Origin of the sequence: Psychroserpens sp. (genome assembly GCF_034670085.1) — a bacterium.
Lineage (GTDB): Bacteria > Bacteroidota > Bacteroidia > Flavobacteriales > Flavobacteriaceae > Psychroserpens.
In genome coordinates this window covers 641,532-667,313 of sequence record NZ_JAXMOD010000001.1, presented here as the reverse complement: position 1 = coordinate 667,313, position 25,782 = coordinate 641,532, and the positions used below count along the sequence as shown (strand labels likewise).

At 30.0% G+C, this 25,782-nt stretch carries 23 protein-coding genes; 19 read left to right on the top strand and 4 right to left on the bottom strand.

Features of this window, described 5'->3' with window-relative positions; genetic code table 11:
* Positions 1-5 precede the first annotated feature (5 nt).
* From VOI25_RS02825 to VOI25_RS02745, 17 genes are all read left to right on the top strand, one after another.
* Positions 6-1,448: an MBOAT family O-acyltransferase gene (locus VOI25_RS02825; protein ID WP_323787437.1), complete on the top strand. Its 1,443-nt coding sequence runs from the start codon at positions 6-8 to the stop codon at positions 1,446-1,448.
* Positions 1,449-1,451: 3 nt separating this feature from the next.
* Entirely contained in the window at positions 1,452-3,335 is a 1,884-nt protein-coding gene (locus VOI25_RS02820; protein ID WP_323787436.1) for a hypothetical protein, read from the top strand.
* Between the two features lie 85 nt (positions 3,336-3,420).
* On the top strand, positions 3,421-4,824 hold the full coding sequence (locus VOI25_RS02815) for a hypothetical protein (RefSeq protein ID WP_323787435.1): 1,404 nt from the start codon (positions 3,421-3,423) through the stop codon (positions 4,822-4,824).
* A 289-nt stretch (positions 4,825-5,113) separates the two neighbouring features.
* Entirely contained in the window at positions 5,114-6,370 is a 1,257-nt protein-coding gene (gene cysN, locus VOI25_RS02810) for a sulfate adenylyltransferase subunit CysN (RefSeq protein WP_323787434.1), read from the top strand.
* Positions 6,371-6,418: 48 nt separating this feature from the next.
* Complete coding sequence (locus tag VOI25_RS02805; protein WP_323787433.1) at positions 6,419-6,937, top strand: hypothetical protein; 519 nt, start codon at positions 6,419-6,421, stop codon at positions 6,935-6,937.
* Between the two features lie 70 nt (positions 6,938-7,007).
* Positions 7,008-8,333 (top strand): flippase, encoded by a 1,326-nt coding sequence (locus VOI25_RS02800; RefSeq protein ID WP_323787432.1) that lies wholly within the window; start codon positions 7,008-7,010, stop codon positions 8,331-8,333.
* A 5-nt stretch (positions 8,334-8,338) separates the two neighbouring features.
* Positions 8,339-9,307, top strand: coding sequence for a sulfotransferase (locus tag VOI25_RS02795; protein ID WP_323787431.1), 969 nt, complete (start codon positions 8,339-8,341; stop codon positions 9,305-9,307).
* Between the two features lie 9 nt (positions 9,308-9,316).
* Positions 9,317-10,561: a hypothetical protein gene (locus VOI25_RS02790; RefSeq protein WP_323787430.1), complete on the top strand. Its 1,245-nt coding sequence runs from the start codon at positions 9,317-9,319 to the stop codon at positions 10,559-10,561.
* Positions 10,558-11,313: a glycosyltransferase family 2 protein gene (locus VOI25_RS02785; RefSeq protein WP_323787429.1), complete on the top strand. Its 756-nt coding sequence runs from the start codon at positions 10,558-10,560 to the stop codon at positions 11,311-11,313. The genes VOI25_RS02790 and VOI25_RS02785 overlap by 4 nt, the downstream gene beginning before the upstream one ends.
* Before the next feature lie 68 nt (positions 11,314-11,381).
* Positions 11,382-12,494, top strand: a complete 1,113-nt coding sequence (locus VOI25_RS02780) for a glycosyltransferase family 4 protein (protein ID WP_323787428.1) — start codon at positions 11,382-11,384, stop codon at positions 12,492-12,494.
* A 10-nt stretch (positions 12,495-12,504) separates the two neighbouring features.
* Positions 12,505-13,365 carry a putative capsular polysaccharide synthesis family protein gene (locus VOI25_RS02775; protein ID WP_323787427.1) on the top strand — a complete coding sequence of 287 codons (861 nt, stop codon included), beginning with the start codon at positions 12,505-12,507 and terminating at the stop codon, positions 13,363-13,365.
* A gap of 95 nt (positions 13,366-13,460) precedes the next feature.
* Positions 13,461-14,192, top strand: coding sequence for a WecB/TagA/CpsF family glycosyltransferase (locus VOI25_RS02770; RefSeq protein ID WP_323787426.1), 732 nt, complete (start codon positions 13,461-13,463; stop codon positions 14,190-14,192).
* 3 nt (positions 14,193-14,195) lie between these two features.
* Positions 14,196-15,389: an O-antigen ligase family protein gene (locus VOI25_RS02765; protein ID WP_323787425.1), complete on the top strand. Its 1,194-nt coding sequence runs from the start codon at positions 14,196-14,198 to the stop codon at positions 15,387-15,389.
* Complete coding sequence (locus VOI25_RS02760; RefSeq protein WP_323787424.1) at positions 15,376-16,302, top strand: hypothetical protein; 927 nt, start codon at positions 15,376-15,378, stop codon at positions 16,300-16,302. The genes VOI25_RS02765 and VOI25_RS02760 overlap by 14 nt, the downstream gene beginning before the upstream one ends.
* A gap of 5 nt (positions 16,303-16,307) precedes the next feature.
* Positions 16,308-17,615: a UDP-glucose/GDP-mannose dehydrogenase family protein gene (locus VOI25_RS02755; RefSeq protein WP_323787423.1), complete on the top strand. Its 1,308-nt coding sequence runs from the start codon at positions 16,308-16,310 to the stop codon at positions 17,613-17,615.
* Positions 17,616-17,617: 2 nt separating this feature from the next.
* Positions 17,618-18,607: a UDP-glucuronic acid decarboxylase family protein gene (locus VOI25_RS02750; protein ID WP_323787422.1), complete on the top strand. Its 990-nt coding sequence runs from the start codon at positions 17,618-17,620 to the stop codon at positions 18,605-18,607.
* Between the two features lies 1 nt (position 18,608).
* Complete coding sequence (locus VOI25_RS02745; protein WP_323787421.1) at positions 18,609-19,967, top strand: undecaprenyl-phosphate glucose phosphotransferase; 1,359 nt, start codon at positions 18,609-18,611, stop codon at positions 19,965-19,967.
* On the opposite strand, the gene VOI25_RS02740 is transcribed toward VOI25_RS02745, so the two are convergent.
* Both VOI25_RS02740 and VOI25_RS02735 read right to left on the bottom strand, forming a co-directional pair.
* On the bottom strand, positions 19,964-21,124 hold the full coding sequence (locus VOI25_RS02740; RefSeq protein WP_323787420.1) for a glycosyltransferase family 4 protein: 1,161 nt from the start codon (positions 21,122-21,124) through the stop codon (positions 19,964-19,966). The two genes, VOI25_RS02745 and VOI25_RS02740, sit on opposite strands and share 4 nt — an antisense overlap.
* Positions 21,124-22,443: a phenylacetate--CoA ligase family protein gene (locus VOI25_RS02735; protein ID WP_323787419.1), complete on the bottom strand. Its 1,320-nt coding sequence runs from the start codon at positions 22,441-22,443 to the stop codon at positions 21,124-21,126. Before VOI25_RS02735 ends, VOI25_RS02740 begins: the two co-directional genes overlap by 1 nt.
* An 84-nt stretch (positions 22,444-22,527) precedes the next feature.
* On the opposite strand from VOI25_RS02735, the gene purD reads away from it, so the two are divergent.
* Complete coding sequence (purD, locus tag VOI25_RS02730) at positions 22,528-23,799, top strand: phosphoribosylamine--glycine ligase (protein ID WP_323787418.1); 1,272 nt, start codon at positions 22,528-22,530, stop codon at positions 23,797-23,799.
* Here purD and VOI25_RS02725 read toward each other — a convergent pair.
* Positions 23,794-24,021, bottom strand: a complete 228-nt coding sequence (locus VOI25_RS02725; protein ID WP_323787417.1) for a DUF6341 family protein — start codon at positions 24,019-24,021, stop codon at positions 23,794-23,796. The two genes, purD and VOI25_RS02725, sit on opposite strands and share 6 nt — an antisense overlap.
* A 127-nt stretch (positions 24,022-24,148) precedes the next feature.
* Here VOI25_RS02725 and VOI25_RS02720 point away from each other — a divergent pair, with 127 nt between their 5' ends.
* Complete coding sequence (locus VOI25_RS02720) at positions 24,149-25,072, top strand: DUF6427 family protein (protein WP_323787416.1); 924 nt, start codon at positions 24,149-24,151, stop codon at positions 25,070-25,072.
* Here the strand turns inward: VOI25_RS02720 and upp are convergent.
* The gene (gene upp, locus VOI25_RS02715) at positions 25,061-25,720 is read right to left on the bottom strand and encodes a uracil phosphoribosyltransferase (protein WP_323787415.1); all 660 of its coding nucleotides are present in this window, start codon (positions 25,718-25,720) and stop codon (positions 25,061-25,063) included. The genes VOI25_RS02720 and upp overlap by 12 nt on opposite strands.
* Positions 25,721-25,782 lie beyond the last annotated feature (62 nt).

Here is a 25,782-nt window from a genome sequence, read left to right as displayed (position 1 = left end):
AAGATATGTTTTTTAATTCGTTAGACTTTGCCATATTTTTTCCTTTAGTATTCATACTCTATTGGTTAGTCTCTCAAAAACTTTATTTAAGAAACCTCTTAATTTTAATTGCTAGTTATGTCTTTTATGGATGGTGGGATTGGCGTTTTTTAATCCTAATCGTCATAAGTTCTCTAGTCGATTTTATAGTCGGCCAAAAGCTCTATAAGACAGAAAATATTAAAAAAAGAAAAGGCTTACTATTTATTAGCCTTTTGGTCAACTTAGGATTTCTAGTCTACTTTAAATACACGAACTTTTTTATTGAGACCTTTGTTGATTCTTTTAGGCTTTTTGGTAAAGAGCTTGAAATATCTACCTTAAATATTATACTTCCTGTAGGAATTAGTTTTTATACTTTTCAAACCTTAAGCTATACCATTGACATCTATAGAAAACAATTAAAACCCACAAAAGATTGGTTGGCGTTTTTCTCTTTTGTTGCCTTTTTCCCTCAATTGGTAGCAGGACCAATAGAAAGAGCCGCTCACTTATTACCTCAATTTTATAAAACCTATAAATTTAATTACAAACTTGTAAAATCCGGATTGCTATTAATGGCATTTGGGTTGTTTAAAAAGATGGTCATTGCAGATCGAGCTGCAATATTGGTGAATCAAGTGTATAACAACCCAACAGATTATCATGGGTATGAAACGATATTAGCAACAGTATTATTTGCATTTCAGATTTATTGCGATTTTTCTGGTTATTCTGATATTGCTATTGGAGCAGCAAGAACTATGGGTTTTGATTTAATGAAGAACTTTGATAGTCCATATTTTTCTAAATCAATAACCGAGTTTTGGAGACATTGGCACATATCACTTTCAACATGGTTTAGAGATTATGTGTACATTCCTTTAGGCGGAAGTAGAAAAGGTAAATATAGAACCTACGCTAATCTTTTTATAGTATTTTTAGTTAGTGGCCTTTGGCATGGCGCAGCAATGACTTTTGTGATTTGGGGAGCAATTCATGGTGTCTTTATAGTTGTTGAAAAAGCACTGACTAAATTTAGAATGATGTTGTTTAAAAACAGGAACATTCTAAATTATTGTTTAGCATTACCATTTACTTTTTTTATAGTCTGTTTTGCTTGGGTGTTTTTTAGAGCAAATTCCTATAGCGACTCTATTCAAATCTTAAATAATTCGTTTCAAATAGAAGAAACCCAAAACATTTTCAATCTTGGCCTTAAACAACCAGAGCTTTATTTATTATTTGTAATGATTTTGTTGCTTTTGATTTTTGAAATTATTCACAAACGTTATTCTGCATTAGTAGTTTTAAATAAAATGTATTTACCATTCAGATGGGTTTTTTACTTAACAATTGTCTTTTGTATATTAATTTTCGGAATATATGGTGAAAATACAGTTAAAGAATTTATATATTTTCAATTTTAATGAATGATTAAACTGGCGGTTAAAATATTAGTTTTCTCTTTGGTTTTTATAGTCATCCTAAAAACGATATTTGATCCAGTTTTTAAAAAAAACAATAGTTTTAAAAATTCTATTGACCAACTGTATCAATTAGATAAAGATTCATTAGACCTTTTAATATTTGGAAGCTCTCACGCTAGGAATTCGTACAATACAGACATTATTGACAAAGCTCTACATATTAATAGTTTTAGTTTGGCTAGTGGTGGACAGAAAATAGCGGTTACAAATAATTTAATAGATGATATTTTAAAGCAATTCAAGCCAAAATTAATCATACTTGATGTATTTCCAGGGTCTTTAGATTACCCAAAACTCGAACATCAAAAAAGTAATCAACTTCAGGTGTTTGATAATACAAAATGGACCACAAATAAGATGGAGTTGCTTACATCAATGTATTCATTTGATGAATTGCCTTCGGCTGTCAGTCCAACAGTTAGAAATCATCAAAATTGGAATAAGGCAAATTGGATGTTTAGCGAACAAAAGCTCGATAGCACACGTGCTTTTTTTAACAAAGGATTTTCTGGGTCGTTTTCTATTATGGACGATAGTGAGAGAATGAACCTATTAGATTATGAACAAAGAAAGGATAAATACCTTTCATTGAGTACTAATGAAATTGACCCTTCAAAACTTAAAAACGAGCTCGAAGAAATAAAGAATGCTATTGAAATTTGCAAAGAAAATAACATAGAATTGTTACTCGTTTGTTCACCATACTTCGATGCCTTTTACAGTAAATTAGCTAGCGATTTTCATTTTTTAGTTACAGAATTGTGTGAAGAGAATAACATAAAATTTTTAGACTTTAACACTAAATTCGATGAATTGAGCTTGACTTTAGATGATTTTAGAGATCGATCTCATGTTAATTTATTTGGTGCTGATAAAGTAACAGGCTCATTAGTGACTTATTTATTAAACGAAGACTATTTTGAAATAAATAATAGTGACATTGAGAATTTACCAAAAACATTAAAAACATTAAGTAGCGCATTTGAGTTGACCTTTGAAAAAGAATTAAATAAAGAACTGTTTCCAGATGTCTTTGTCAAAAGAATTTCAATGTTTGAAAATAAAGAACATCGTAAAATTGAATTAATTTTAAACAAAAAAGAAGGTGTTAGCGACCTGCTTAAAAAACACAACCTTGAATATATTGCAACACCTTATGAAGCCGATAAGAAACTGCTTGAAGGGAAATTTAAAGAACTAAATAGGGAAATTCAAACCTTCTACAGTTTAAAGGATATTAGTATCAATGGTCAAAATAAAATTAGTGTTAGAATTCCTAAATCAAATATTTTAAAGTATAAGAACATAAGGTTATTTTCTTTTGTGAAGGCAAAAAGACAATCAGGCCAAAAACATATCATTGATTTACCAGACCTAGATCTGTCTAAAACAATTGAATCCAAATTTATAAATGAACAAGGTTCAAGTCTAGGGCTTTTATTAGAAAAAACAGAGCAATTATTATCTGAACCATTCGAATTTAATGAGACAATAAAAGTAGAAGAAATAGCATACCTTAATTCAAAAGCAAACGAGTATAAGTTCTCATTTAAAATAAAACAAGATTCTAATACTAAAGAATTTGAAAAATACAATGGGTATATAAGATACTATAATGGTGAAGTAACAGAAGCGAATAAGAACGTAAGAGGTTTCCCTGTAACAGTTCTTGAAAGCGATGGTTTTAAGTATATATTTGTAACAGTCCATATTGAAGACGTTAACCTATCAAAATTAGATTTTTTCTTTATAAAAAAGGAATCAAAAGAAATATCTCGATTTTATACAATGAAGGGTTTAAAACTAAAAAAAGACTCAGATTTATAGTAGTCAATTATTTAACTTTACTTCATCGCTTATTCCAGAAGAGGGAAACAGAGTTAATGCGTTTGTCTATTTTCAATTTTAAAACATGAACAAGTTTATTTTAAAAGTGGTTTTGTTTTTAGGGTTAGTTATAATTTCTATTAATTTAATAGATCAACGATTTGCTAATTATGATAAATTTAATGCTGTTGTAAATGACTTTAATACACTAGTTAAAAACGATATTGATAAATCAGTCCTTTTTATAGGTAGTTCTAAAAGTTTTTGTTCGTTTAATCCAGCTGTATTTGATTATCATTTAGGCGGAAAGAGTTTTAACTTATCTTCAGGAGCTCAAACGCTTGAAACTTCCAAATTTTTAATTGAGGAGAACATCAGTGATTCAGATTTTAAATTAATTGTGCTTAACTTTTCTCGAGGATTGGTTGTATTGCCAAACGCAAAAGACACCCTGAAGCATGAAAGAAGTGTTTTTTTTCAAAATGTAGTTTATGATAATCACAAACTTTCTATTAATAAGATAAAATCGAGCTTAGACAAAGATTTGTTATCAACTTTAAGTCCGACCTATAGAAATCATTCAAAATGGGATTCCGTTATGTTTGGTGATAAACAGAATGTGCCATTTTTATATAACAAATTAGATTTTACGTTTAGCAACAGAGGGTTTACAACGAGTAATATTTTACCAAATAAAAACGTTTTAGCTAAAGGACAAATATTGGAATCACCATACAATGAAGCTTTAATTAATTCAAAACAAAAAGGAGGAGTAAATGCTGCGGAAATAAACATTTTAGCTTCAATTAATGACATTATTAAAAACAGTAGTAGCCAATTACTTGTTACTACTTCACCATCCATTAGAGATTACAGTCATAATTTAGATTATTATGAAAAATTTGAAACAAAAATGGATTCTTTAGGCATTAACTATCTCAACCTAAATAAACATGTTCCTGAAATACAATTAAAACCATATGATTTCTATGACCTAAATCATTTAACATACAATGGTAGCATCAAAGTATCTGAATACCTTTCAAAGTATATAAAAAAGAATTACAAACTAAATTTCAGTAAAAGCAAAGTCTGTGATAATATTACATGCCATCTCTATAATAACTTAGAATCGGCTAAATCTATATTGAATTTTCCTTTTGATTTTAATGAAGAACTTAGAATAAATCAAATCAAATACTTTAATGAACTTAAAGACCAATATGTAATTATTTTAGAAGGGGAAGAAGGGTTTAAAAGTTACGATGATTATATTGGATACGTAAGATATTATAATACAAGTTTAGACAATGAAAATAAAGTCGTTGAAAGTTTTCAATTAAGAAATGTAAACGTTTTGAATAAGAAATTTTTCATAAATAGAATTATTATCCCAAACCCTAATATATTAAAGTTTGATGTGTTCTTTATTAGGAAAAAGGATAAAAAAGTATCTAAAACGTTTACCATTGAGCATTTAAACTTATAATGCTTTTTAACTGAATTGGGTTATTTTAAGGAGTATGACAATTGATTTGTAATTTTTATGAAGTTAGAGGGCAATCTTTTTAAAGAAAATGAGTTGGATAGATAAATAAAAAATTAAGAACGTTGATGGCTTTCCTGCAAAGGTTATAGATATTAACAAAGATAAGTTTATATTTGCTCGGGTCTTAATAGATACATCAACACGTTCAAAATTTGATGTATTATTCATTGAGAAAGAAACTAAAAACCCTCAAATTTTTTTACTAAAAGAGACTTAAAATATTAAAAAAATGCAGATTGATAACAACCAATTATTAAGGTTCACAACAGCTGGAAGTGTAGATGATGGAAAAAGCACATTAATAGGTCGTCTACTTTACGATTCTAAATCTATTTTTGAAGATCAATTACAAGCTATTGAAAACACAAGTAAAAAGAAAGGTCACGATGGAGTTGATTTAGCTTTATTTACTGACGGTTTGCGAGATGAGAGAGAGCAAGGTATCACCATAGATGTTGCCTATAGATATTTTACAACACCAAAGCGTAAATTTATTATTGCGGATACACCTGGACATATTCAATACACACGAAATATGGTTACTGGAGCATCCACAGCTAATGCGGCAATTATTTTAGTTGATGCACGCCATGGTGTTATAGAACAAACCAGACGACATTCATTTATTGCTTCTTTATTACAGATTCCACATGTTATTGTTTGTGTTAATAAAATGGATTTAGTTGATTTTTCTGAAGAAGCTTACAATAAAGTGATTAATGAATTTGAAGAGTTTTCTTCAAAAATGCTTGTAACAGATGTGCGTTTCATTCCAATTAGCGCTTTATTAGGTGATAATGTGGTAAACAGGTCTAAAAATATGGATTGGTACCAAGGAGCGCCTTTATTACACACTTTAGAAACAATGCACATTAGTAGTGATATCAATAAAGTAGATACACGTTTCCCAGTTCAAACCGTCATAAGACCACAGAATGATAGCCATAGAGATTATAGAGGATATGCAGGTAGAGTTGCTAGTGGAATTCTTAGAGTTGGAGACGAAGTTACTGTTATGCCATCAGGTTTCACATCTACTATAAAAAGTATAGATACATTAGATAAGTCATTAAAGGAAGCTTATGCACCAATGTCGGTTTCTGTAACTTTAGAAGATGATATTGATATCAGTAGAGGAGATATGATTGTAAAATCTAATAATAAGCCAGAAGCCTCTCAAGATATTGAAGTCATGTTGTGTTGGTTGCATAATGATAATGCAAAACCAAGGGCAAAATATAGTATTAGACATACGTCAAATGAGCAAAAGGCAATGATTAAAGAAGTGGTTTATAAATTTGATATTAATACTTTAGAAAGAAATAGTCATGACAAAGAGTTAGGCATGAATGACATTTCTAAGGTCAAAATAAGAACAACCAAACCCTTAATGATCGATTCATATAGAGAAAACAGAACCACAGGTAGCATTATTCTTGTTGATGATACAACAAACGAGACTGTTGCTGCTGGTATGATTGTTTAATTGTTAAAGTCTAATAAAATGAAAAAAGTATTTTTACTACTGGTTATCATGGTATTATATTCATCATGCCAAAATGATCAAAATAAGACTAAAAAAGAGGATACTTCTGCTGAAAACATAGAGCAAGTAACAAAACCAAAAGCGTTAATAGTAGAGATAGATCTAGAATCTTCAATACCCGAAGACTTTAAATTAATGTCTATAAATACATTTTTGAATAATGGTCAGTTTATGGACATATACATTACTCAGAAAATAAATGCTAACGAGACTGCAAAAACAATTCGGTTTGAAATGCCTGAAAACATTACTCCAGACAATTTTGTAGGCATTTCATTTGGAACAAAATCCATTAAAGAAGTGAAAATTAATAACATTAATCTTTCGTTTGGTGACTTAAATTATAACATTCAATCTGAGGCCGTATTAGACTATTTTCGTACTAATAAATATATGGATTATGACGAAACTTTAAATGTTTTTAAAACTAAACAAGTAGAAGGGAAACATAATCCAATCTTAATGTTAAGACAGTTGTATATTGATAAAATCCAAGAGGTAAAATAAGCCTTAAGCATCCTTGAATAATAATTTCGTTTTACAAATATAAAGAGATTGAAATAGGAGCAGAAGTAAGATGAAAATATTTCAGACGAATGATAAAAACTTAAGAGAGCTCATTAAAGGAAGTTCTTCTGCTTTTTTTTTAAAAATAGCAGGAATGCTATTTACGTACTTATCGATGTTGTTTATAACCCGATTTTATGGTGCTGAGGCATGGGGAATTTACACATTAGGGTTTACTGTGCTTAGCATTGCTGTAGTAATTCCTGTTTTTGGATTTGATAATTCTATAATTCGATTGCTTACTGATCTTAAGCAAAACAACAGTGAGTCAAGTATATTTAAGGTGCTTTTTAAAGCCACTTCAATAACCATTATTCTTTCAATAGTAGTTATTTTAGGGATTAATTATTATTCCGATTTTATCACAAATAGTATCCTAAAACAAAAAGGATTCGAACCTTATCTACTTTTTGTTAGAATAGCCGTTTTACCAATGGCTTTGCTTATTTTAATAAGTGTTGTTTTTCAATCTTATAAGCGCATTCTTCAGTTTATGCTGTTTAAATCAGCGCTGTTGAGTTTTACATTTTTGATTCTACTTTGTGTATTTTATTTTTTAGAGATTGACGCTAAAATTTTTGAAATATATGTATATGCTATTCTTGTCACACTTAGTATAGCGACCATAGCGTTTATTTTCTTTTCGAAATCATTTAAACACAACCATGTTAAACAACCAAATAGAACCTATAGTTTTAAAGACATAATTTATCTTTCTTTCCCAATGATGTTATCAAGTTCATTTGCATTATTAATGGGCTGGACAGATATTCTAATGCTCTCATATTATAAAGCTCCCAAAGATATTGGTATCTATAATTCTGCTTTAAAATTAGCATCGATAACACTAATCGCTTTAGCTTCTGTAAATTCTATATCTAGCCCTAAATTTGCTGAGTTCTACTCAAAAAAGGACTTTAAAGGACTTAAAGATGTAGTGCAGAAGTCAACAAAAATCATGTTTATTACTTCTGCTCCAATCTTGTTAATTTTTATAGTGTTTCCTAAAACTATTTTGGGCATTTTTGGGTCTGAATTTGTTTCTGGCTATATTGTGCTCATATTGTTATGTATAGCGCGTTTTGTTAATTCGGTATCTGGTTCTGTAGGTCATTTGATGCAAATGACAAATAATCAAAAAACATATCAATATGTCATTATTATAGCGTTTATTATTAATTTGATTTTAAACTTTTTGCTAATTCCTAAATTTGGTATAAATGGAGCAGCGTTATCGAGTTCTATTGCTATGATTTTTTGGAATGTTACATTAGTTATTATCATAAAAAAGAAACTTGGTTTTTGGACCTGTTATATTCCGTTTATAGTTAAGTAGAATACATGCAAGCACCTATATTTATTTTTTCACTTCCACGATCTGGCTCAACACTTTTACAAAGGGTGTTGATGTCTCATGAAGATATTCATAGTGTGGCAGAACCATGGGTCCTTTTGCCACAAGTATTTTCATTAAGAGAAGAGGGGACGCTTTCAGAATATTCGAGTTTGACCGCTTATTGGGCAGTAAGAGATTTTATAAATAATTTACCCAATAAAGAGGCGGATTACAACGCATCACTTAGAACTTTTATTTTGGACTTATATTCCAAACAATGTCAAAATAATGAACGTTATTTTTTAGATAAAACGCCTCGTTATTATTTAATTATTGATGAGATTGTTAGTTTATTTCCTGACGCTAAATTTGTATTTTTATTTAGAAACCCAATACATGCCTATGCATCAGCCATAGCAACTTGGGGAAATAACAGGTTTAATAAATTGCGTTCTACCTATGACGACATTGTTACTGGAACTCAATTATTAAGTGAAGGTTATAATAAGCACAAGGACAAGAGTATTGCTATTAATTATGAAAAGTTTGTCACCAATTTTGAGTCAGAATTAAAGACCATAACAGATTATCTGAACATTGAATTAAATCAGTCAATATTAAATAATTTTCATATCCAAGATACTAAAGGAAGTCTAGGTGATCCTACAGGAGTGAAAAAGTACACAACGATATCTAGTAAGAGCATCGATAATTGGAAGCATGTGTTTAATTCCAGTATTAGAAAAAGATATGCATTATGGTTGTTAAAGGAAATACACGACAATGATTTAAAAACTCAAGGATATCATAAAGAAAAAATAATTAAAGAAATTAAAGGACTAAATTCTAAAAACAATCATTTAATACTTAAGGATAGTATTGATTATTTCAACAATTTTATTACAAGAAAATTTAAATTGAATTTAGTATTCAGTAAGAAATTTAGTTGGATCAAAAAAAAATACCTTTCTTAAATGAACAGTATGTTTATTACAGAACAAAAGCTACTTAAATACGCCATTTGCAGCAATGCATTATACGTTTTCTTCCTTTTTCTGTTCAGGCCAAATGGTCTAAACTTTGAAAAATTAGCGATAACTAGCTTTTTGTTGTTTTCTGTTGTTACTATTCTTTATGTAAGTTATAGAAATAGAAGCTTATTAAGTGAACTCTCTAAATCCTCAAGAACCCTTTTTTATCTTTTGTTTTTTTGGGGAATAATTACCACAGTAAGAGGATTCTCTTTTAAAATCCAAGATTGGGTTACAAATTTCGGGAATGTGTATATGGCTCTGGCATGGATCATTCCTGTTGTCTTAATTTTAGGGATTAAGATAGAAAATTGGAGACCAGTATTTAAATCGGTCCAGTTCATGTTTGGAGTAATGTTATTTTCAACTTTGTTTCTATTTCAGTATAATGCAATGCCTGGAAAACTGAAAACAGAATGGACTTGGTTATTAAGACCAATTAACTTTATACTTTTAATTGGCTTTAGTCGATTTAATATTACTGGACGGTTAATTGTATATTTTAGTTTTATACTTTACGTTATAGTTGCAATATTTACAGAACAAAGAATAGAGTTTATTTTCCTTACCCTTGTGTTTTTCTTTTTGTTTTTAATGAAAATTAAGCATGTTAAAATAAAAAAATCCATTCTTAAGTATATTATGTTAGGGTTCACAATACTTTTGGTTCTAGTCTTCACATATGGTTACGAAAATATTTCATTGCTTATTAATAGAATAATCGAGTTTAAGGATTCAAGAACATTTTTGTTTACTGAGTTATTGGCCGATTTGAACACTACTGAAAAGATTTTTGGGAAAGGTTCATTGGGAACGTATTACAGTCCCTTTTTTAGTAAGGTTTTGAGATATTTTGAGCATATTGGCGAATATTGGTTTGCATTAGATAATCCAACCCGAATAACAGTAGAAGTGGGTTACCTCCAAATGATTTTAAAAGGAGGGTTTTTATTATTAATCCTAAATTTTAGCTTGATGCTAACTTCGGTTTACTTAGCCATATTTAAATCAAATAATAATTTTGTAAAACGACTTGGGCTTTTCATCTTGTCACTTACATTATTGAGCTTAATTTCCTTTAGACCAGCTTTCACTCCTACATTTATTTTATTATGGATGTCAATAGGAACTGTTTTAAATAAAAAGAATAGAATGATGACCAATGAAGAGATTGAAAACAAATTAAAAATTAAATGACACAACAGCCCTTAATAAGTATTGTAACTGTAGTTTTTAATGGAAAAAAATATCTTCAACAAACTATTGATAGTGTTACAAATCAAACATATCATAATATTGAGTATATAATTATTGATGGTGGATCTACCGATGGAACCATAGATGTAATCAAAGCAAATGAAGCTCATATTAACCATTGGGTAAGCGAGCCTGATAAAGGGCTGTATGACGCCATGAATAAAGGTATTAGTATGGCAAAAGGTGAGCTTATTGGAATGATTAATAGTGATGATTGGTACGAACAAGATGCTGTTGAAACGGTAGTTCATAATTACCTTTTAAATTCAGAGAAGGGAATATTTCATTCCGATAGATTTGATGTGTATCCAAACGGAGAGAAAAAGCTATTTGCATTTAATCCATCTGTAATAAAGTTCAAATATTTTTCGATGACTTATAACCATCCTTCAATGTTTGTATCACCAAAAGTTTACAAAGAATATATGTATAATACCAACTTGAAGGTGTATTCGGATTATCAGTTTACCTTAACCTCATTTCTGAAAAACAAAGATCAGTTTTTTTATATTAATAAGCCCACAGTGAACTTTAGACTAGGAGGTGTAAGCGGACAAATTCCACTTAAAAAAGTTTTAATTGAATTTTATACAGCAAGACGGAATGCAGGAATGAACGTGTTTGCTAGCATAACTGCTATTGGATGTAAATTGGGATTAGAAACTATAAAATTGATCGTAAACAAAAAATAAAATTTAAAGCATAATTATTTTAAAAAAACAAGTTACACATTGCGTAATTTTTTAAATTTAGAGATTATATGAAACAACCAAAAATACTATTTATACTTCATCTTCCTCCACCAATTCATGGTGCTGCAATGTTAGGTCAATTCATTGTTGATAGTAAAATTATTAATTCTAATTATGAAACTAAATACATAAATTTAGGAACTACCAAAACCTTTAAGGAAAGAAAGCGAGTAACATTTAGTAAGTTGTCAAATTTTATTAATCTTTTTAAGAGTTGTTTTTCAGCTTATGGATCGTATAAACCAGATCTTGTATATATAAGTTTAACTTCTAACGGAATGGGTTTCTATAAAGATGCTTTAATCGTTTTTATGTTAAAACTTAGGGGAGCAAAATTAGTCTACCATTTTCACAACAAAGGCATAAAAAACCATCAGCATAAATTTTTAGACAACTTTTTGTACAAAAGAGTGTTAAGAAATGTTGATATTGTATTAGGATCAAAATGGATTTATGAAGACATTCAGAAGTATGTAAGCCTCGATAAAATACAATATTGCCATAACGGAATTCCTAAGGTGACTTATGACATAAAGAAAAGAGAGCTGAAATCTGAAAACAGTCCAACAGAAATTTTATTTCTATCTAACTTAATTGAGTCTAAAGGGGTTTACACTTTGCTTAATGCTTGTAAACATCTAGATGAAAGAGGACTTGATTTTCGTTGCACTTATGTTGGTAATGTTGGCGATATAAAAGCCGAAGAACTGCAGGAAAAAATTGAACAACTAAATCTAACAACTAAAGTACATTATGCTGGTAAGAAATATGAAAAAGAAAAGCATGAAGCTTTCGAAAACGCTCATATTTTTGCTTTTCCAACACATTATCCCAATGAATGCTTTCCTTTAGTTCTCCTTGAAGCGATGCAATACAGTTTACCTGTGATTTCTTGTCCAGAAGGAGGTGTTAGGGATATAATTGACGATAACGAAACCGGTTTTATAGTGCCACAAAAAGACGCAAAAAGTTTAGCAGATAAATTGGAAGTTTTAATAAAAAACCCTTCATTGCAAATTGAAATGGGCACTGCTGGAAATTTAAAATATCAAAAAGAGTTTACCGTAGAAATGTATGGAAAAAGATTAGATAATATCTTTAAAAATGCCTTAAGAAAATAATAAATAGTTCATGAATTTAAAGGTTCGATTTCGTAGATTTATTGCTAAATACTTAGGCTCATTAGTCGAATTTGTTTATCTAATTAAATTTAAAACCATACAATTTAAAAAACCACCAATTATTATTCTAACACCAGGAAAGGTTGGATCTTCAAGTGTTTATTATACGTTAAAGAAAGAAACTACAAATCAAGTTTTTCATATCCATAATTTTTCTAAAGCAGGAATAGAAAAATCAGTTAGAGACCATATTTATTCTAATCGAAAGTCAAAACCCTTACATTTAATTGTTTCTAAAATTTTAAGAAAAAAACTCAAAACTTATACTGGTAAATTATTGATTATAAGTATCATTAGAGAGCCAATTTCAAGAGAAATATCTTCTTTTTTCCAAAATACCGATCAATATAAAGATGTATTGGAAAACAAAAAATTAGAAATTGATATAAACATCGCTCAAAAAATACTAAAAGAAAAGTTTGAAACTGATATCTGTAATGAACTTAAAGAATGGTTTGATCTAGAAATCAAAAATAATTTTGGGATAGATGTTTTCGCACAAAAATTTGATTATAAAAACAAATATGTAATTTCACATAACAACAACAATCATCTTCTATTATTAAAAATGGAAGATTTAGATTCGGTGTTCCCTATAGCGATTAAAGACTTCCTTGACCTTGATGCTCCATTACAATTACAAAAGGCAAATCTTGGTGAGAATAAACATTATGCTGGCACATATAAAAACATTAAGAAAAGCATTAAACTAGACCACAACGTAATAAATCAAATAGTCAACTCTACATTTTTTCAAAATTTTTATCTGCAAGACAAGTCTAAAGTAATAGATAAATGGTCTAAGAATTAATTGAAATTAACTATTTTTAAGTAATGGCATAAGCTATTTACTAATTATATTTGCCCTCAAGGAGCTATTCCTTGTTTTAATATAAGAATCGAGAGTTGAAATCTATAAAAATCAAAAATTATAATGTTTACGCATCTAACCTTGAAGACCTAGGGATTGATGAAAAAAAGCGAATTGTTATAAATACAATTAACGCTCATTCTTATATAGTCGCAAAGAACGATTCAAAATTTGAGCAGGCTTTAATAAAAAGTGATGTTTTACTTCCAGATGGAGAAGGTATTGTTCTAATGGCTCAAAACAATCACAACCAAAAAATTAAAAAAATAGCAGGAGCAGATATCCATGAACATTTGCTAAAAATTTCAGAACAGAAACGTTTAAATTGTTTTTACATTGGGTCGAGTCAAGAAACATTAGATTTAATTAAAGACAAGTTAACTAAAAAGTATCCTAGTATCACATTCGGTTTTTTTTCTCCTCCATTTAAATCGTCTTTTTCTAAGGAAGATAATGAGCAGATGGTGTCTAAAATTAATGCGTTTCAACCTCATGTTGTTTTCGTTGGAATGACAGCTCCAAAACAAGAAAAATGGGTTTTTGACAATAAAGAAAAAATTAACACTAATGTTATTTGCTCTATTGGAGCAGTCTTCGATTTTATTGCCGAAACAAAAAAACGAGCTCCAAAATGGATAATTAAAATAAAACTAGAATGGCTTTACAGGAGTTTTACTGCTTGGCGCTTAACTAAACGATATTTATACTCAACACCACTTTTCTTAATAGAAGTCTATAAACAGAAATTCTTTTCTAAATCTAATTAACAGATGCTGAAGGAATCTAGCGCCATTTTAAAAGAAATACTATTTAAAAAAGACCTGTCTTTTTTAGCGTTTACACTGTCAATATTTTTGTTGCCAATTTCTATAAACTTTAGTACGTTTTCATTAATTTTATCTATTGCTCTTAAACTCATTCAGGTAGCCTTAAAACGGGACAAACTCTTCGCTTCCAAAGCATTAAAACATTCAGCAATAATTGGTCTTTGTTTCTTTGCCTACATAGAAGTAAATTCAATTTTACAAACAGATATTTATCACAACTTTTTGCATTTTGAACAGCAATACATGCACTTTGCATTATTTTTTATTGCACCTATACTTTTAAGAAACAAGAGTGAAAATAAACTTCTTATGTATGCTCTCTTTTTAGGAGTCGCGACAGCTATTTTATATGTGTTTTTTTCCGCAATAGTGCACAATCTCACATTTGATAAATACACTTTTGAGAAACAAATTGATTTGCACCACACCTATTTATCTATGTTCATATTAACATTTGTTAATTATAGTGTAGTTCAAAAAATCATAAGAAAAACAGACACCAGTATTGCTTTAAAAGTACTGTATGTTTTTTTAGCTGCTTTGTCATTAGCCATTATGTATTTACTCGATAGCAAAGTGTCTGTATTTATTTTTTTATTTTTATTTTTAATCCATTCATTACCCGAATTATCTAAAAAGAACACTGGTTATTATATCGTTTTCTTAGTTTTAATTCTTATCGTAATCTCCGCTTTTATCAATAAAGTAAATGTAAATTACGAAAGTGCTTTAGATTTTAGGCTTCAGATTTGGGAGGCGTCTTTTAAGGCTTTTGAAAATAATCCTATTTTTGGAAATCTTACCTCACCTGAAAAAGATATATTAAATTACAACCATTATTTAAACGGGAAATATTATTATTTAGATTCAGACTTAAATAGCCACAATCAATTTTTATCAATTTTAATGAGGTTTGGTTTTTTTGGCTTCCTTATTTTATTTTTATTCATTATCAATATTTTTAGAAAAGTAAACCCTCGAACAAAAAAACTCGATATTAGAGAAGGTTTCGGGTTTTTTATAATAGTTCTCATGGTTTTTTATATTGAAAACATATTAGACAGACATCATGGAATCGTTTATACAACTCTTTTTTATAACTATTATTTAGTTGCTTTAGAAAATGCAGAACGTTAGATTACTATTTTTATTTATCATATTACAGATACTCTTTATACATAGATATAAGGCTCAAGAAGTAGAAACTGTAATCAAAACAGATTTTGTAGTACGAGATTTTGAGGTGTTTAAAGATTCTATTTTTTATATAAAAAAAAGAGATGCTTTTCTCTATGATAAGAAAACTAAATCGTCAAAGAATTATTTTATAGGTGGCTACGGACTAAAAATTAATACTCAGGAAAACTCCAATACCATTATTTCTGTGGCAAACGAATTAGTTGATACAGTTTCTAGCATACGGTTTTACAATAAGAAACTTGGAGAGTTTGAGGATGAGTTTTTCTATAAAAAAGGAAAAATATTAGACGTTTTACTTCTCGAAGACGCCAAATTATTTGTTTTAAGCCTTACGACCAATAAAATTATTTTCATCGACTATAAAGATCGTCCAGAATACTATAAAACAATAGAAATAAAATTAAATTCTTTATCTAGAAAGTTACTTTATAAAGACAATATGCTTTATTTTGCAACCGACAATGGAAACATATATAAATATGACTTTTTAAACTATAAGAAAACATTACTCCATGACGGAAATAATGTAATTACAGATTTTTCTTTGGTTGACGAAACACTTATTTATACAACGATAGAAGGTGAGATTTTAAAAAAGAACCTGGAAACAAACGAAGAAGTAAAAATAAAAATAGATAATAATTTTATAAATACTTTTCTGAAATTTAAAGATAAACTAATTTGCGGAAGCTGGAATGGTAAAATTTATGTGATAGACATAAATAAGTTTACAATTTATCAAGAATTCAACTTCCACAAAAGAGCGATTATCAGAATTAAGAAAGATGAAAATAACATTATATACTCAAGTAGTTTAGATCAAACTATTAAGAGTTGGAGATTAAATTAATAAAAATGAAAATATCAGTAATAGGAACAGGATATGTTGGTTTAGTAACAGGAACCTGTTTAGCAGAAACAGGAAATGATGTCTTATGTATAGACATAGACGCTAATAAGGTTAAACAAATGCAAAGTGGGAAAGTTCCTATTTATGAGCCTCATTTAGATGTGTTGTTTGAAAGAAATATAAAAGCCGATAGACTTAAATTTTCTACGTCTTTAACAGAAGGGCTAGACCATGGAGAGATAATATTTTTAGCCCTACCAACACCAGAAGATGATGATGGTTCTGCTGATTTATCTTATGTTTTGGGAGTAGCAAAGGAAATAGGAAAACACATAAAAGACTACAAAGTAATTGTCGATAAAAGCACAGTTCCAGTTGGAACATCTGATAAAGTAAAAGCCGCAATATCTAATGAAACTGATGTTGAATTTGACGTGGTATCTAATCCAGAGTTTTTACGTGAAGGTTTTGCTGTAGATGACTTTTTAAAACCCGAACGAATTGTAATAGGTTCTAGTTCAGAAAGAGCAACAAACCTAATGAACAAACTATACAAACCTTTTGTGCGGTCAGGTAATCCAATTTTAATTATGGATGAACGCTCTGCCGAACTAACGAAATATGCAGCTAATTCTTTTTTAGCAGCCAAAATTACATTCATGAACGAGATTGCTAATTTTTGCGAAAAAGTAGGAGCAAATGTAGATATGGTTAGAATTGGTATGGGAACAGATTCTAGAATTGGTAAACGTTTTTTATTTCCAGGTATAGGCTATGGTGGGTCTTGCTTCCCTAAGGATGTAAAAGCATTGCATAAATCTGGACAAGAAAGCAATCATGATTTTGAAATTTTAAGTTCCGTTATAAAAGTTAATAGCAAGCAAAAAACAATTCTAATTCCAAAAATATTAGATAAATACAATAGCGATTTAGACGGAAAAACGTTTGCAATTTGGGGATTAGCATTTAAGCCCGAAACCGATGACATTAGAGAGGCACCAGCATTATACATGATTGACGAATTATTAAAACGTGGAGCTAAAATCAATGTTTTTGACCCAGAAGCAATGCCTAATGTGAAACGGAAATATGGAGATCAATTGAATTATACTAGCAATATGTACGATGCTATTATGGGAGTTGATGCATTAATTATCTGTACAGAATGGAGTATATTTAGAACACCAAATTTCTCTAAACTTAAAGACAATATGAAAGCTCCTATGATTTTTGATGGTCGTAATCTTTATGACACAATCGAAATAGAAAACGAAGGCTTTAACTATGTTTCAATTGGAAGAAAAAGTGTTTAAAAATGAAGAAAAATGTACTTATAACTGGAGCGGCAGGTTTTTTAGGTTCACATTTATGTGATAGGTTTTTAGCTGAGGGTTTCCATGTTATTGGAATGGATAACTATATTACTGGTGATCCTAAAAACATTAAACATTTAGAAGATCATCCAGATTTTGAATTTGTTGAGCATGATGTTACAAAGCATATTTCAATTGAAAAAGACTTGCATTACATACTACATTTTGCGTCTCCAGCAAGTCCAATAGATTATTTAAAAATACCAATTCAGACCCTTAAAGTGGGTTCTTTAGGCACACACAACCTTCTTGGTTTGGCTAAGGCTAAAAACTCAAGGCTGCTAATAGCATCTACATCTGAAGTTTATGGAGATCCATTAGTGCATCCACAAACCGAAGACTATTATGGCAATGTTAATACCATTGGTCCAAGAGGAGTTTATGACGAAGCAAAACGTTTCCAAGAATCTATAACCATGGCATATCATAGATTTCATGGTGTTGAAACTAGAATCGTTCGTATTTTTAATACCTATGGGCCACGAATGCGTCTAAACGATGGAAGAGTTATTCCTGCGTTTATGGGACAAGCTTTAAGAGGTGAAGACCTTACCGTGTTTGGAGATGGCTCTCAAACACGATCCTTTTGCTATGTAGATGACCAAGTTGAAGGAATTTTTAAATTACTGTTTAGCGATTATGCCTATCCAGTTAATATTGGTAATCCTAATGAAATTTCGATTTCAGATTTTGCTGAAGAAATTATAAAGTTGACGAATACAGACCAAAAAGTTATTTATAAAGACTTGCCTGTTGATGATCCTATGCAAAGACAACCAGATATTACCTTAGCAAGAAAGTTATTGCAATGGGAACCTAAGGTTGGAAGGGCTGAAGGAATGAAAAAAACCTTCGACTACTTTAAAGGATTATCTCATGATGAGCTTTATAAAAGTGAGCACAGAGATTTTTCTAAACACATAAAAACATAAGTTGAGCTTATTTAAACAAGGAAGATATTCAGGTTATTTAAGGCCAATTTCATACTTAATTGATTTAAGTATTATTAATGGTTTAGCAATACTCTATTTTTTTAAGGATATAGATCCTAAAATGTTTATTCTTTTTGTTTCAGTATCTTGGATTATTCTTTCAATCTACTCTAGTTTTTATGCGGTTTATAGATATACTAGAGAAGTCACTATTTTTTCTTTAGCACTAAGACAAATGGTGCTTTTTACTCTTATTATTTTTGCATTCGCAGGATTTTATCACGACTTAGATATATTTCCTATTACGGTTTTTAATTATGTCTTGGTTAGTTTTTTGGCCATCATCTTTTTTAAATTTGCGCTGTATTATTTGCTTCAAAAATATAGGGTTTCATTTGGTGGTAATTATAGAAAAACCGTCATTTTCGGCGCTAATAAGAAAACATTGGCCCTAGAAAATTTTTTTAATAAAAATCCAGAATATGGATATATACACAAAAAGACATTTAGTTTTAAAGATAAAAAAACAGCAAGCTTAGACAGTTGTTTTCAGTATATCAGAGATCAAGCTGTTGATGAGATTTACTGTTCAATATCAGAACTCACAAATAGTCAAATTAATGAGATCGCAGATTTTGCAGATAACAACCTTAAAATATTAAAGTTTTTACCAGACAATAAAGAGATTTATTCTAAAAAATTAAAATATGAGTATTATGATTATATTCCAATTTTAACATTAAGAGATATCCCTTTAGAGGAGCCTATTAATATGGTTCTTAAACGAACTTTTGATATTGTATTTTCAAGTTTAGTGATTATATTTTTGCTCTCTTGGTTAACTCCTTTAATTGCAATTTTAATTAAACTAGAATCTAAAGGCCCAGTATTTTTTAAGCAATCTAGAAATGGGTTTAACTATAGAGAATTTGACTGTTATAAGTTTAGATCCATGACACCTAATAAAGACGCTCACTTGTATCAAGCAACTAGAGGTGATAATAGGATTACTAAAATTGGTAAAGTTATTCGAAAAACTAGTATAGATGAATTACCACAATTTTTCAATGTACTTTTTGGAGATATGTCTGTAGTTGGTCCTAGACCTCATATGGTTAGTCATACTAATATGTATGCAAAAAAAATAGATAAGTTTATGGTGCGCCATTTTGTAAAACCAGGCATTACTGGACTAGCACAAATAAGCGGATTTAGAGGAGAGGTAGAGTCTGATAAAGATATTATAGGTCGTGTTAAATTTGATATTTTTTATATTGAAAACTGGTCATTGCTTTTGGACTTAAAAATTATTATTAAAACCTTCATTAATGCAGTAAAAGGAGAAGAGAAAGCGTATTAGATTATATTTTTCAGTCTTCCTAATTGAGATTTAAAATCAAATTCCTTTTTGCCTTTTTCAATTATTTTTTGGCGCAAACTTTCAGAAATCATATCGGATTTTATAGATGTAATAACAGAATTTAATTCATTATAATTACCTGCTTCAGCAATCCAACCCAATTCATGAGTTTCTATTATTGTTTCTCCTTCGCCACCTCCAAAGTATAACATTGGTAAACCTAACTTAGCATATTCGAAAATTTTAGAAGGAACAGATCCATAAATCCGTTTCAATAGAGGTATAATTGTAATGTCATATTGTAAAAGGACCTCATGTAATTCGTTTCTTGTAACCTGACCATGATATATAATGGGTAGTTCAGGGTGATTTACAATAAAAGTTTCAATTTTTACTTGTTCTGCTCCAGACCCATAAATATGAAATTCAATTGTACTGTAATCTAATTCTTGGCATAACTTATAGATCCCTTGTGCAATACCTAGCAATCCTGCGTAAACGATTTTTAATTTTCCATTTGAAGGATTATAATTTAATTTTGGACTTTCAAAATCTGGATAGTTACGATATAAAAAAGTGTTCTTTTCCGGAAAAATGGATGTAACATGTGATAAAATTTCTTCACTTTGTCCTAATACTAAGTTCGCTCTTTTATAGTTAAAACGCTCAATATGTTCAAGCATTTTATAACTAAAATTCTTTTTAAATGCGCCTAATTCTAAACCGGCTATTGGCCAAAGATCACTAACATTTAAAACCAGATGACGCTTCTTAGATTTTAGACATAACATACATGTAAAAGCAACCAATAAAGGAGGAGATTGCACAATAACGGTTTTCGGAATTTTGTGCCACATAAAAAACCACACTAGACTAAAACTATAGGATAACATAGCAATTAATCGCAGGAGTTTATTTTTTGAATTGCTAGCGTAAATCCAAAGGCGATGAATTAAAATTCCATTCTCAGTAGCGCTATGTTTAAACTTTCCTTTGTAGTCTTTAAAGATTTGTCCAGTTGGATAGTTTGGTAAAGGCGTTAATACCGAAACATTAAATTGATGGTCCTTAAGGCCTTCAGCAAGATGAAAAATTCTGTTTGAAGCCGCACCTGTTTCTGGAGGAAAATAGCTTGTTATAATAAGCACATTCTTCATTAAGATTCTTGTTTTATATGGGAAGTGAACTGTTTTAATTTTCCACTTTTAGTGCGTGCTAGTTTTGGTTCTCGTTGAAAAACTATCTCAATTCCTGGTTCTAAATACCGTTCCATTTCCTGTTTTATAATTTCTGTCTTTTCCTTAGATAATTCTTCATTACTAGAATATTTAATTTTGAACGTGTCTTTTTTAAGCTGCTCAATAACAAACTCTTTAACATTTCCGTCGTCTTCAATTAGAGTTTTGGTAATATAATAAAAAGTTAATCCTGCTGCTTTTTTCCCACTAGGTAAAATAGCGATGTCGTTAGTTCTACCTACCAGTTTTTCAAGGATTGGTTTCTTAATTGTGCTTTGTTTAGAAAGGATTCCAATATCACCAATATCATAGCGAATAAAAGGATGTGCTTTATTATATAAGGAAGTAATAACAATTCGACCCTCTTCACCATATGGCAATGGCTTATTGTTTTCATCTAGAATTTCAACAAATAAAGTTTCGCTGTTAACTTGCCACTCATCTTTCGTATTTTGAAACGCAATTAAATCAAGCTCAGAAGCTCCATATTCATTAACAACAGCAACTCCAAATTGATTTTCTAGTAGCGCTTTATCATTATCAAATAACATTTCCGAAGTTACAATACAAACGTTTAAACTAGGACAGATGTCTTTTAAAACAATTTCTTTACGCTTTAAGAACTTTGCAAATTGAACAATTGCACTTGTATAGCCATTGATATATGCAAAAGGAATGGTATTGAATTTTTTCAAAATAACTTCAAACGCAACATCGCCTAAGTCAAATACAGAAAAGCGCAAGCGATTACTTAAAACATCTTTAAATCGTTCTTTGTAATATCCTTTTTTATCTAAAGGAATACCATAAAAACGAGCTTGTTTAGAGCTATTGAAATCTAAATCAAACCAACTAAATCGATCTTGAATTACAGCCCATGTCAAGGCATGACAAAATTTATCTTTAGCAAAAATAAAAGGATTACCTGACGAACCTGAGGTTTTGTTTATATATACATTTGCTTTAGTAAAACCTTGTGATAAACGTTGCTCCAGGGTTTGTTGCAAATCAGATTTGGTCATAATTGGTACCGAATTCCAATCATCTAATCGTAATGATTTACCTAAAGATTTGTAATACGGTGTGTTTTCTAAATGATATAAGACAATTGCATTTCTTTGTGCTTTAACATAGGTCTCAAAATCACCTTCATCTTTATCTTGAATTTTTGACAGAGCAAGCTTTGCTTTATCAATAGGAAAGCCATTCATTTTTAACGTAAAATCAAATAATCTCAAGATTTTAAAATACAATTAAGGTTTGTGTAAAATAATTGTTTTTTCAAGTTAAAACCAATTATTTTTGTGCAAACAACAGATTACATGAACATTTTAATTCTTGGCTCTGGCGGAAGAGAGCATACTTTCGCTTGGAAAATAACTCAAAGCCCTTTGTGTAACTCACTTTTTGTAGCTCCAGGTAATTCTGGTACTAATGAGATTGCAATCAACTTAGATATTAAGGTTACAGATTTTAAAGCCATTAAATCAGCAGTTTTAGAAAATAAAATCGATATGATTGTTGTTGGCCCAGAAGATCCATTAGTACAAGGGATTCATGATTTCTTTCTAAAGGACGCTCAACTAAAGCATATAGCAGTTATTGGACCACAAAAGGCTGCAGCCGAGTTAGAAGGTAGTAAAGAGTTTGCAAAAGAATTTCTATATAGACACAATATTCCAACGGCAGCCTATCAAAGCTTTAATGCTTCAAATGTAAAAGAAGGTTATGCTTTTTTGGAAACATTAAAACCTCCTTACGTATTAAAAGCCGATGGTTTAGCAGCTGGTAAAGGTGTCCTAATTCTTAAGGATTTAAGTGAAGCTAAAGCCGAATTGAAAAGTATGTTGGTTGATGCTAAGTTTGGAGACGCAAGCTCAAAGGTTGTTATTGAAGAATTTTTAGATGGAATAGAGTTAAGTTGCTTCGTTTTAACAGATGGGAAACACTATAAAATCCTGCCTACTGCAAAAGATTACAAACGAATAGGAGAAGGCGATACGGGTTTGAATACAGGTGGAATGGGAGCTGTTTCTCCAGTGCCTTTTGCCACCCAAGATTTCTTAAGCAAAATAGAAGAACGCATTGTTAAACCTACTATAAAAGGACTTCAAAAAGATAATTTACCATATAAAGGGTTTGTGTTTATTGGTTTAATAAAAGTTGGAGATGAACCAAAAGTAATTGAATACAATGTTAGAATGGGTGATCCTGAAACCGAAGTTGTATTACCTAGATTAAAAACAGATTTAGTCGAAATTTTTAAAGCCATTTCTGAAGAACGACTTAATGAGATTAATTTGGAAATAGATGAAAGAGCAGCAACTACAGTAATGTTAGTTTCTGGAGGTTATCCTGAAGCATATGAGAAAGGTAAAGAAATAACTGGTTTACAAAACGTAACTGATTCTTTAGTTTTTCATGCAGGAGCAACTATAAAAAACGAAAAAGTAATCACGTCAGGAGGACGCGTTATGGCTATTACGTCTTATGGTAATACCTATGAAGAAGCCATAAAAAAATCCTACCAAAATATAAATCAATTACATTTTGATAAGATGTACTATCGAAAAGATATTGGATTCGATTTATAAATAAGAGTGGGATGTAATACTTTTATCTTCCTCTCCGTTTGCATTATATTTTTTCAATTGTAGCATCCAGTAAACGAAAGCAACAAAACCAATAATAATAAAAATCCAAGATATAAAATTAGCTGACCACCATGCGTCAAGTTCTAGTGCTCTAAGCGCATCAAATGGTAAGAATAAAACGTTTACAAATAAATCCTCTATAGCGTAAAAAAAGTCTTTCATTGGTCTAAAAATTAATACTGTTGTAGGTTTAAATTATATCTTTACGGTACAAAATTACGTTTTTTCAGCTAAAAACTGAAAAAATCTATAAATATTACTGTTGTCTTTTTACTTTTTAACTTAATTAATGATCTCAAATTTTTTTAGTCAGTCAAAACCCATAAACTTTGTAGTAATTAGCGTTACACTTCTTATTGTTTTTGTGATTACAAAGTATATGACCCTGGATGTAGAATTAGATACACTTTTAATTACTAAACAAATTCTTCTTTTTGGAGTGTGCTTATTTTCAGTTTTTGTATTTGACTTTCTTGTTAATAAAAACAACCTTACTAAAAAGAACAGTTATAAAATCCTGTTGTTTGTATTATTTATTGCTGTTTTACCTGAGACACTTTTGAATTCTAAAACCTTACTTGCAAATCTTTTTTTACTCTTTGCCTTAAGACGTATTATTAGCTTAAGATCGAAAAAAGACATTAAAAAGAAACTTTTTGATGCATCTTTTTGGATTACAATTGCATCACTATTTTACTTCTGGTCGGTGTTGTTTTTTGTTTTAATTGCTGCAGCTTTGGTCGTTTATGTTATTACAGATGTGAAAAATTGGTTGGTTCCAATACTCGGAGTTTTAACGGTAGCGGTTATTGGAACATCTTACATGATTGTAATGAATTTTGACACCTATAATTACTTTAATAACCTTATTGATGTGAGTTTCGATTTTAGTTCATTAAATTCTAAACGAATTATAATTGGAGCTACAATTTTATTGTCTTTTGGAGTCTGGTCGCTCTTTTATTATATCAAGAACTTAAAATCTAAAACTAAAAGCTCTAGACCTTCATTTTCATTAATTGTAATCGCAGCAATTATTGCTATCGTTATTATTGTAATATCTCCAATAAAAAATGGAAGTGAGTTTATTTTCCTTTTTGCGCCATTAGCTATAATTATGACAAACTACCTAGAAGTGATTTCAGAAAAATGGTTTAAGGAAAGCTTACTATGGATATTAATATTGACCCCAATTATCACATTATTGCTGTAGTTTCTTGCCAAAAGCTAAATCTCCAGCATCTCCAAGTCCAGGAATAATATAGCCTTTATCATTGAGTTGTTCGTCAATAGTAGCAATCCATAAATGTGAGTCGCTATTAAAATGTGAAGTCACAAAATCTACACCTGCTTGTGCTCCTATAACACTAACCAAATGAATTTCTTTAGGCGTGCCAAATGGCTTTAAAGCTTCAAAGGTTGCCACCATAGATTGTCCTGTAGCTAACATTGGATCTGCGAGGATTAAGGTTTTACCATTTAAATCTGGACATGCTAGATATTCAACGACTATTTCAAAAGTTTCAGGATCATGTTTATGATGCCTATAGGCCGAAATAAAAGCATTTTCGGCATCATCAAAATAATTAAGCAATCCATTATGTAAAGGCACACCTGCTCTTAAAATAGAACACAAAACAATATTATTTTGGTATATTTCTGTAGGTTTCTCTCCCAGAGGTGTTTGAATAGTTTTCGGCTTAAAATCTAAAGTTTTACTCATTTCATAACCTAAAACTTCTCCAATACGTTCTATGTTTCTTCTGAAACGCATTCGGTCTTGTTGAATGGCTACGTCTCTAATTTCAGCGATAAAAGAATTTAAAATAGAATTTGACTCAGATAGATTATGAATTTGCATACTGTGATTTTTATGGGAGATAAAGTTAATAATTACTTCTATATTTGCACTTTAAATTCACA